Below are 10,034 nucleotides of genomic sequence, written 5' to 3' on the forward strand. Positions count from 1 at the left end.
ATTTATTTTAATTTATTAATTTTTCTTACTGTTGAATTGATAATTCCATCGGTTATTTGAAGATCAAACTCATCGTTTATTTTTATATCTTCTATGGTCCTTATTACCCTACCATTTATTTTTGCAATGCTATATCCAAGTTTAAGATTTTTTAAAGGATCATTAGATCTTATTATCTTATCGCTAAAAGCAAGATTTCTATTATAATTTGCTAAAATAATTTGAAACTTATTTTTAGTATTACTCCAAAAATTATCTAGGTTAGTTTTTGAGCCAGATAACAAATTAAAAAAGTTTTCTTCCACTGATTTCGGATAATCTACTAATGTGCTCCTAATAGAAGACAAAGAATATTCCATTTTTGAAATGGATAACTTAAGATTAGTTTTAATAGTATTGAATTTATTAAAAATCTTATTAAGTTCATCATTAATTAAACTCACCTTCCTATCTATACCAATTCTTGCATTGCTAATCAATCTATTAAAATAATCCATGATTTGATACTCATAACGATCAAGCTTCGCATAAGCCTCTTCCCATGATTTATTTATCACTTTCGTGGCGGCAGTTGGGGTAGATTCCATTCTATCTGCCGCTAAAGCAACAAGAGGCACGTCTTTATGGTGGCCTATACCGGCTATTACCGGGACTGGAAAATTAGCTACTTCTCTTACTAAAATTTCATTATCAAAAGCGACTAGAGATTCCATGGAGCCACCCCCGCGAATGATAACCAAAACATCAATATCTTGCTTGCTGAATATTTTTATAGCTGCTAACAGAGGTTTAACTGCTCTTTGACCTTCAACGGCTGTATCAATCATTTTTACTTGAAAGCCAAATTTATTAAGATTATTAAGAAAATCCTCAATAACCGCACCTTTTCTTGAAGTAATAACCCCAATCTTTTGCGGATATTGCGGTATTGGACGTTTCCTGCTGGGGTCAAAAATACCTTCCATTGTAAGTTTTTTCTTAAGTTTTTCATATTCCTTTCTTAATTTTCCCTCCCCGACAAGTTCAATAGTTTCTGCTATAAAAGACAGATCGCCGCGTACTTCATAGATTTTTGGTTGTCCGGTAACTATTAACTCCATTCCTTCTTTCAATTCAATACTAAAAAGGCTATAATTTCCCCTCCAAATAATGCAGTTAATTGTATATTCTTCATTTTGATCTTTTAAAGTAAAGTAAACATGACCTGCCGTTGAAATTTTAACAACGCCGACTTCACCTATTATTTTCGCTGGGTATTGCTTAAGCTCTCTATTAAGAAAATTAATGTAATCTGATACCGATACAGCATCTTTGGTGCTTATTAAATTTGTTTTCACTTCTTTATCTATCATTAATATATAATTTAATATTATTTTTTCCAATCAGTAATTAATATCCCTTTTCCTCGTTTTTTAACAATGACTTTTTGTTTCTCTCTCCAATTTAATTTTCGTATCATTTCAATCGGCAAAGTCAACCCAACGCTTTTGTCCCCTATTTTGGTTAGCTTTCTTATATTTTCATTCTCGGTTTTTCTTCTTGCCATATTAAAATAGGTATTAAAATAAGTATTTAAATAATAATTTTATTTATTAAAAAATTAAATTACAACTTTCACAAAGAGCGTCATAATGACCTTGATCTTTATTTTTCAACCCATCCAAAACGATGCCGACTATTTCCTTTGTTTCCGAAGTGTCGGGAAATTTTAACGCATGCTCAACTGATTCTTCATGCGAATACTCGTCAAGTATCTTTAATAATTTTTCTTTGTCTTCATCTTTGAAGAATTTACTATCATCAATCTTAGTTTTTAGTTTTTTACCGTTTGGATAGCGCAAACCAAAATAACCTTCTAGAAAACGACGAGTAATATTTGGCAACAGATATAAAACTTCAAACAATTCAAACTCCTCATTTTTTTGATCATACGCTTTTTTTAGTAAACTGAAAAGATAATTATATTCTGTTTTAAATTTTTTCAGCGTTGACGGCAAATCTTTCACGAAAGATTGCCCGTTTTTGTCGTTCTTTTTGTTCCTAACCTTTTCGATCAAATAACACGGCATACAATCGCCGTATCCCTTACCATTCAAACCTTTACAATCGTATTTAATAAAATCCTTCATCAAATTAAAAAATTCTAAATTGTGAGTGGAAACAAATAACTGACCACAATTTATCAGCTTTAATTTTATAAAAGCATAAATATTAAAAAGATGATTGCAGTCCAAACTTGAAACCGGATCATCAATAAAAACTATTGTTTCGCTCAAATTTGTTTTTTTGTCTTCAAGTCCAGCGATAAAATACGCGAGCGAAATAGCCGTTTTTTCGCCTTCGCTTAAATTTTTGGCGGGTTCATTATTTCGGCTCATTTTAAATCGATTGCCTTCCGTAACCTCAATTTTTATGCCGTCATGCTGAAAAAATTGCTGTATATACTCATTCACTTTTCCCGCCCCTTTGACTGATTCGGATAATTGTTTTTCAACACCAATAATGTCATTCGCGACTTTATCTGAACCGGTTTTATTTACGATTATTTTTTCTGCGACATCCTTTTGCTCTTTCAATACTTCGAGATATTTTTGATCTTGAATAAATTGAGCCGAAAAGTGTTTGATCAGTTTTTCCTTAGCTTCATTTTTTTCTTTTTCAAAATTTTTCGTCTTGCTTTTATGCTCTTCTACAACACTTTTTATTCCTTCATATTTACTTTTTATATCATCTGAATTATCTGAAAGGTCTATAAATTTATGCTCATTAAACGGCTTCGCCTTTTTTGATTTTAAACTCTTAGATAATTCATCAATGTTTTCACAATATTTTTTTGCATGAGCGTTAAATTCTTTGAGCAGTTTTTCGTATTCCAAAACAAATTCTTTATAAAATTCGCCCTTTGCCGGCAAGTCAAAACCGCTAACTGCAGTTTTATGACTTTCAATGGTTTCCAGTAATGCTTGTAAATCTTTTTCAAGCCGTTCGTATTCCATAGAAAAATGCTGGTCCAATTTTTGGAATAAATCGGACGGCAAATCGTTGCCACAAAATGAACATTTGTTTTTCCCTTTGTGCAAACCGCGCCCTTCATTTACCCACTTGTTTAAATTCTCATCATTTTTCAGTTCCTCAATTATTTTTTGGGCTGTAATTTTTCTTTCAACGATTTCTTTCGCTTTACTTTGCAGTTCAGAAAAATTAAGCATTGGAAATGCACTTAAAATTACATCGTTTCGTTGCTCGGTGTTTTTATACGCCGTAAAGAGCTTGTTATATTCCGTATCACCAAGCAAATGTTTGGTTGAATCGTCCTTTATTGCCTCAACAGATGGCTTAAATTTGTCTTTATCGTAATTTGGGATAGAAAGAGTGTTTTTAATATCCCTTGCTTTTTGGGTAAAAGCAGTTTCGAGCCCGTTTTCCAGCTCAATTTTCTTGTCGGAAAGTTTTGCTTTTTCGTCATTAAACGTTTTTTGGTCGACTTGCAATTTTCCCAATTGTTCTTGAAGCTCAATATTTTCTTTGCCGATAGAAAAGAAAATCGGCTCAATTCCTTCGTCATCTTGGGAATACCACTTCAAATTTTTCAAAATAAAATCCGTGTTAAAAACACGAACATGAGGCAGGGTCGAGAGATCCTTGTCATTATATTTTTTACTTGGATTTTGATTATCCTCTAATTCAAACTCGGCATTTGGATAATCAACGTGTTTTTCGCCTAGCTCAAAACATCGAAACAATCGGGAAATAGTCGTTTTTCCAGAGTAGTTCCAACCATAAAACAAATTGTGCTTATTAAAATCCGGAATCGTGCTTGCATCCCATTTAAAATCCTGAAACACTCCAAAATTTTTAATTTTATTGATTCTTTTTATCATATTTCGCTTAAAACTTCAGCGATTTTTTGCTCCATTATTCCAACCAATTTTTTATTTGCCTCAATAATTTTTTCCTGCTCTTCCATTTCAGAGACGAGATGCTTTTGGGTTTCAAGAGATAAAAGCGGGGTTTTTAGTTCCTCAATTTGTTTTTTACTGATTGAATCAAACACCGCACCGCCGCCGCCCTTAATTTCGGACTCAACTGATTTCAGGAAATGAAACAAAAACATTTGATTGATTTTATTCGCTCGTATTGAAGCCAAACCGCGACCAATACAAATTTTTTCCGTTGCTATATTAACTGGGCCAACCGGAGCCCTTACAGACATTAAAATATCGTCTTTTTCTGCGATTTTTGTTATTTTTGTTGTCCATATTCTTGCTTTTTCAAGATACTTTTCCGTAAATTCTGTTTTGCCTTGATAAAACGGCGTTCCTTTGCCTGCTTCATTATAATATTTTCCCTCTGGCGATTGTCCTGCAATTACTTCCGCAACCTCGCCCAACTTCACCCATTTAACATCTTTTATTTTTCTAATCTCTTGGCCAAAATAGCGTCTCTCTCTCTCTCTAAATTATCAATCACTGCTTTGGCGGCTTCAATGGCTTTTTGTTTGACTTCAATTTGCTCAACGATTTCTTTTTGGACTTCAAGGGGTGGAAGTGGGATTTTGAACGGCGATAATGACGCTCTTGTTATTTGCGGTTGAGCCGAGCCGGAAATTACACTTTTTAAATTTGTGTTTCTCAAAAAGTAAAAAAGGAAATTTTTATCCAAATTATCTTTTGGCTTTACGACCATTGCATTTCCAGTAATCCACGATTTTGACTCGGACATATTTACCGTTCCGCAGGTTGCACCGCGGCAAGTAATCAAAACTTCTGCGTCTTCGTGGTTATACCTGTCATAAAATCCAATCACGCCATTAGCGCCAAAAACTTTATACTTTCCTGTTTGTTTAATTTCTTTTGATGTGATTGTTTTTGGCTGATAAATTTCACAAACTTTGCCTAATTCCACCATTGGCCATTTTTGATTGGCAAAATTCACCAATTCCATATATCTGTCGCCCGAAAGATTGTAATCGCCACTTTCGGCAATTTTGTCTTTAACGACAAGATGGGCGATTTTTGCCTGTTCTGCGTTTAATACAAACTTTTTGCTATCTTTTAACGCCACTCTAAATTTTTTGATTGTTTCCAAAGCCAGAGGCAAATCATTTTTATCAATTTCCCGCCTTTGCGCGCCGAGACCATAACCGTCATTTTGAATTTTCAAAAACAAAATCTCTTTTGTTTTTTTAGCAAGCCCATTGTCAAAAAGTAAAATGCTGGTTTTTACTCCGGCGTAAGGATTGAAAACTCCGGCTGGCAGAGAAACAACCGCCAAAAGCCCGTCTTCAATCAGTAATTTTCGCAACGCTTTATATGCTGTCGCAGATTGAAAAATAATTCCTTCCGGCACGATAATGCCGGCCCTGCCGTTTGGCCGCAAGTGTTCCAAAATATAATCAACAAACAAAACTTCGGAGCGGTTGGCTTGCACGGAAAATCGTTTGTGCGGCCTAATTCCGCCACTTGGCGACATAAACGGCGGATTGGCAAGCATTACATCAAAATTTTCGTCCCATTTTTCCTCGCTGGAAAGCGTGTCGTATTCAAAAATGGTCGGACTTGGAAAACCGTGCAGATATAAGTTGACTTTGGAAAGTCGCACCATATCGGGCGAAATGTCGTAGCCGACAAAATGGTCCATCAAATTTTTTCGTTCGTCCGGCGTCAAAGATTTTTCTTTATTTTCTTTGAGAATATGTTTGAAAGCGGAAATTAAAAATCCAGCTGTTCCGCAAGCGGGATCGCAAATCGTTTCGCCTTTCTTCGGGTCAACCGCCGCCACAATAAAATCAATAATGTGTCGGGGCGTGCGAAATTGCCCGGCGTCGCCTTGCGAGCCGAGAATAGAAAGCAGATATTCAAAAGCGTCGCCTAAATCCTCGCTGTGTTCATAAGTGAAGCCGTTTATTTCTTTCAAAAACATGCTTAAGGTTTCCGGGCTTCGGTATGGCAAAAAAGCGTCTTTGAAAATATCTCGGAAAAGCTGGGGAATATGCGGATTGCGGGATAAAGAAGTAATCGCTTCAAGGTATAAATCAAGCCGCTCATGTCCGCCGAGCTTTGCGTCCATTAGTTTTGTCCACGCGTATTTTTGGTAGCCGCTGGTAAAAAACCGCGCCTTGCCGCCGAGTTCTTGCGCTTCTTTGTCCATGTCATCCATAAACTTATAAATCAACGCCGTGGTGATTTGTTCAACCTGCGCTTTTGGGTCCGGCACTTTGCCGACCAAAATTTGGCGGGCAGAATCAATTTTTCGTTTTGTTTCTTGAGTAAGCATATTTTATTTTAAGATAAAGGTAATAAATCTTTTACCAAATTCAGACAAATACATGTGCTCCGTTTCAAGAAATTCACTCTCACCATATTCCGTTATAACTTCTTTATCCGATGTTGTTGTAGTTAATCCTAAATATTCTAAATATTTGTAACTATCATAACTAGAATCATAATAATTATTTTTCATGATTACAACACTACCAATAGATTCTCCTTTACTATTTTTCTTTTTATGGTGCTCGCGAAAAACGTTATTCAGCAGATGCGTTTGACTTTCGGATATTTTATTGATTATTTCAAAAAATCTTTCAAGTTCAAAATTTATTTTATTTTGAGATGATATAAAACTCAAAAATACGTTTTGAATTAATTTTCTTTTATATTCACTTCGTTGCCTTAAGTACTGTTCAAAGGTGATCCCTAAACCGTCGACAAACTGTTCATCGTTAAAATAAGATTCTTTGATATTATTAACCTGTAAAAATAAAATAAACTCCTCGGCTCTTTTTTTTCTTACATTTTCAACCCCACCCTTTATGGCACCCCAAATTATTGACACGCCAGGGAAGCTAGATATCGTTGCATCAAAGGCCCCTCCAACTGCTCCGGTTATAAATTTATTTATTGCGTCGTCCATAGACAAGTTAATAGCCACTTTTACATAAATGCATTAAGAGAAACATAATCTTTGACATATTCCGGCACGACTTCGCGCCAGCCGTTCAAGTCGCGAAAATCTTTCATCGTGACTTTTGGGTTAGTGGCAAAACGGCTGTATTCTTTTGTTTCCACAATATCGCGGATTTCGGAGTCAGTTATATACGCCTTAAGATAATTTTTGATAAGCAAGGCGAATTTATTGTCGGGTTTATAAATCGCGACAAATTTTTCAAATTCTTCTTCCAAAAGTTCGTCTTTTGATTTAAATTTTGCTATGCCGCCAAAGATTCTTTCAATAAATTCTTTGAGCGTTATACGTCGGTCGGCCTTAATAGCTTTTCGTAATTTCTCCATATTGAAATAATCCTCGGGCTTTTCAAAAATCTCTGTTTTAACATATTCTTCGGCTCCTTTAACGTCACCCTGCTCATATTTTTGTTTTACAATGGGGTCGTTTTTGACAACATGCTCAAACTTTTCAAAGAATTTCCAGTCGACCTTCATACCGGCAAGACCGACAGCTTTTTCCGAAAAAGTTTTTAGAGGGTCGGGATTAAAGATACTCACCTCGTCAATATCTATCGGGCCATCTCCGCCAGGGCCAGTGCCAACCTTTATCGGCAATTTCAAAACTTGGTCGTAATTATATTTTTCCTCAAAGTATTCGCAGTTAGCAAAAAAATCAAAAAGTTTGAAAGTTTCTTTTTCTGTCTTGATTTTTTCGTTGTCAATATCTTTATAGCTAAAAGTGTATTTTCTTATTCCTCGCCCTTTAATTTGAATAAAATCTGTTGGCGAAAAAATCGGACGCATTAAGCAAAGGTTCATAATATCTTGGCAATCATAACCAGTAGTCATCATACCAACAGTTACGCAAACTCTGGTTTTACTGGATTTATAGCCAACCAACCACTTTGTTTGCCCGTTCAGGTTATTATTTGAATAATTGATAGTGAATTGCTGGGCGTCTGGAATATTTGAAGTAATCTGCACGGCAAAATCGGAATTATATTTGCCAGGCCAAAGCTGGTCGGCGAATTGGTTTAGAGTTTGAGTAATTTTTGAAGCGTGTTTTTGGCTGACGCAAAAAATAATGGTTTTACCAATTTCGCCGCTAATCGGGTCTTTGAGCGCGTTTTCCAAAAATGTTTTACAAAAAATTTGATTTGTCTTTTCCGAGAAAAACTTTCGCTCAAAATCTTTCTGGAAAAAGGTTTGTTCTTCTTCTATTCCTTCCTCGTTTTCAACCATTAAAGAATAACCTTTTTCGGATAAAAGTTCGGTGGTGATTTCCGTTCTCGCGTCCGCGACAACCGGATTAACAAGGTAGCCGCCTTTTACACCGTCCAGCAAACTATAACGAAAGGTTGGTTCGCCCGAAGGACAGCCAAAAGTTGTGTAGGTATCCAAAAGCTGGCGGCGTTCCCACGCTCGCGGGTCTTTTTCGCTTATTTTCTGCGGATCAATGTTTTTGAGATAATCTTTCGGAGTTGCGGTAAGTCCTAATTTGTAGCCGACAAAATACTCAAAGACAGCGCGGCTATTTCCACCGATTGAGCGATGGGCTTCATCGGAAATTATTAAATCAAAATCAGTCGGCGAAAAAAGTTTTTTGTATTTATTATTAAAAGATAAGCTCTGGACAGTGGAAACAACAATTTCCGCCTTTCGCCAGTCATCGCGATTTTCTTTGTAAATTACACTAATGAAATCATTATGAAGGATTCTTTTGAAATTTTTGTACGCCTGATCTTCCAGTTCCAATCTATCGACTAAAAACAAAATTCTTTTGGCGTTTCCGGTTTTTAAGAAAAGTTTAATCACGCCTGCGGAAACAAGGGTTTTGCCCGTTCCGGTTGCCATTTCAAAAAGATAACGGTCGTTTCCTTTCTTGGCTGAATTCTGCAAAGCGTAAATTGAAGCAAGTTGATAAGGACGCAAAAACTTTAAATCTTCATCTTTAATATAATCCGCTCTTTGTTCTTCATCAATCCAGCGAGGGTCTTTTTGGTAATTTTGATTTTGGGTTTGAACAATATAATTACTTTCAACTTTTTCCTCTGAAAGAGTAGAAAAACTTGGCTTGAAAGATTCTAAATGTTTTAAGGATTCATAAGCTGGGAAGGTTATAATAACTATCGGATTACCTCGCTCCAAATCCCAGAAATAGTGCAGGTTCCCATTTGAAAGAATAATAAAGCGGGCGTTTTGAGATTGAGCATAACGACGGGCTTGCTCTTTGCCGTCGAGAGGGTCTTTATCTTCCGATTTTGCTTCTAAAACTACAAAAGGAAAACTTTTTTCATCAAGCAATAAAAAATCGATAAATCCTTTTTTAATTTTTTCAAAATCATTACCAAATTTATCTATGGCTCGCCTTGTGATTTTGACATTATTTTCTAAAACAATGTTTGCTTTGCCCTTTTCGTCATCAAAAAATCTCCAACCGGCATTTTGGAGTAATTCATTGATTTTGATCCTAGCTTTGGCTTCTTTTTGCATAACTATTTTAATAACTCGTCGGGCGCTACCCCTAACGCCTTGGCTATTTTTTCTAAATTAGAAACAGTCGGGTTCTTAAGCCCGCCCTCAACCCGGCTAATATATCCTCTATCCATACCAGTAGCGCGGCAAATATCGCCCTGCGACATACCTTTTTCTATTCTGATTCTCTTGATATTATTTCCTAATTTTTTTGATATTTTATCCATAGAATACCCTAATATCTTACAACTTCTTGTATTATCTGACAATAATGTATTATAATACAATATAGACACTCGTTTGGGGTGGTGGTCGGGGTTAGCGGATGGTCGGCCTGCCCCGCTGGCTAGCGGGGCCGTAAAAAAAGAGAAAAGTTTGCTTTTGGCAAAAATATCAACGGATATACTCTGCACTCGCTCGGAAATAAAAATGAATTTTTATTTCCCTCGCTCGTTTGATTATAAAGTCCGAGCCGATATTTTTTCCGGTTCGGCGCCTGTCCCGTTGGATAACGGGAGCAGTTTTTTCTGAAAGGCGTGCCTGTTTTAGGAAAAGGCGGTTGCGGGCGGAAGGGGGCTTGGGGGGGCGGACGCCCGCAAACGCCTTTATTCCTTA

General features: G+C 36.2%; 8 protein-coding genes. All 8 read right to left on the reverse strand.

The annotated features are described in order from the left end of the window. Positions 1 to 2 precede the first annotated feature (2 nt). The 8 genes from xseA to PHQ42_01850 are packed head-to-tail and all read right to left on the reverse strand — an operon-like array spanning position 3 to position 9,646. Positions 3 to 1,352, reverse strand: a complete 1,350-nt coding sequence (xseA, locus tag PHQ42_01815; GenBank protein ID MDD5071451.1) for an exodeoxyribonuclease VII large subunit — start codon at positions 1,350 to 1,352, stop codon at positions 3 to 5. A gap of 17 nt (positions 1,353 to 1,369) precedes the next feature. After that, positions 1,370 to 1,546, reverse strand: a complete 177-nt coding sequence (locus tag PHQ42_01820) for an AbrB/MazE/SpoVT family DNA-binding domain-containing protein (GenBank protein ID MDD5071452.1) — start codon at positions 1,544 to 1,546, stop codon at positions 1,370 to 1,372. Between the two features lie 46 nt (positions 1,547 to 1,592). After that, complete coding sequence (locus PHQ42_01825) at positions 1,593 to 3,881, reverse strand: AAA family ATPase (protein MDD5071453.1); 2,289 nt, start codon at positions 3,879 to 3,881, stop codon at positions 1,593 to 1,595. Further along, on the reverse strand, positions 3,878 to 4,414 hold the full coding sequence (locus PHQ42_01830) for a restriction endonuclease subunit S (GenBank protein ID MDD5071454.1): 537 nt from the start codon (positions 4,412 to 4,414) through the stop codon (positions 3,878 to 3,880). Before PHQ42_01830 ends, PHQ42_01825 begins: the two co-directional genes overlap by 4 nt. Next, positions 4,411 to 6,276: an N-6 DNA methylase gene (locus PHQ42_01835; protein ID MDD5071455.1), complete on the reverse strand. Its 1,866-nt coding sequence runs from the start codon at positions 6,274 to 6,276 to the stop codon at positions 4,411 to 4,413. Before PHQ42_01835 ends, PHQ42_01830 begins: the two co-directional genes overlap by 4 nt. Before the next feature lie 3 nt (positions 6,277 to 6,279). Beyond that, positions 6,280 to 6,912 carry a hypothetical protein gene (locus PHQ42_01840; GenBank protein MDD5071456.1) on the reverse strand — a complete coding sequence of 211 codons (633 nt, stop codon included), beginning with the start codon at positions 6,910 to 6,912 and terminating at the stop codon, positions 6,280 to 6,282. Positions 6,913 to 6,932: 20 nt separating this feature from the next. Further along, on the reverse strand, positions 6,933 to 9,437 hold the full coding sequence (locus tag PHQ42_01845; GenBank protein ID MDD5071457.1) for a DEAD/DEAH box helicase family protein: 2,505 nt from the start codon (positions 9,435 to 9,437) through the stop codon (positions 6,933 to 6,935). A gap of 2 nt (positions 9,438 to 9,439) precedes the next feature. Next, on the reverse strand, positions 9,440 to 9,646 hold the full coding sequence (locus PHQ42_01850; GenBank protein MDD5071458.1) for a helix-turn-helix transcriptional regulator: 207 nt from the start codon (positions 9,644 to 9,646) through the stop codon (positions 9,440 to 9,442). Positions 9,647 to 10,034: the final 388 nt, after the last annotated feature.

The organism is Patescibacteria group bacterium (assembly GCA_028711655.1).
Taxonomy (GTDB): domain Bacteria; phylum Patescibacteriota; class Patescibacteriia; order Patescibacteriales; family JAQTRU01; genus JAQTRU01.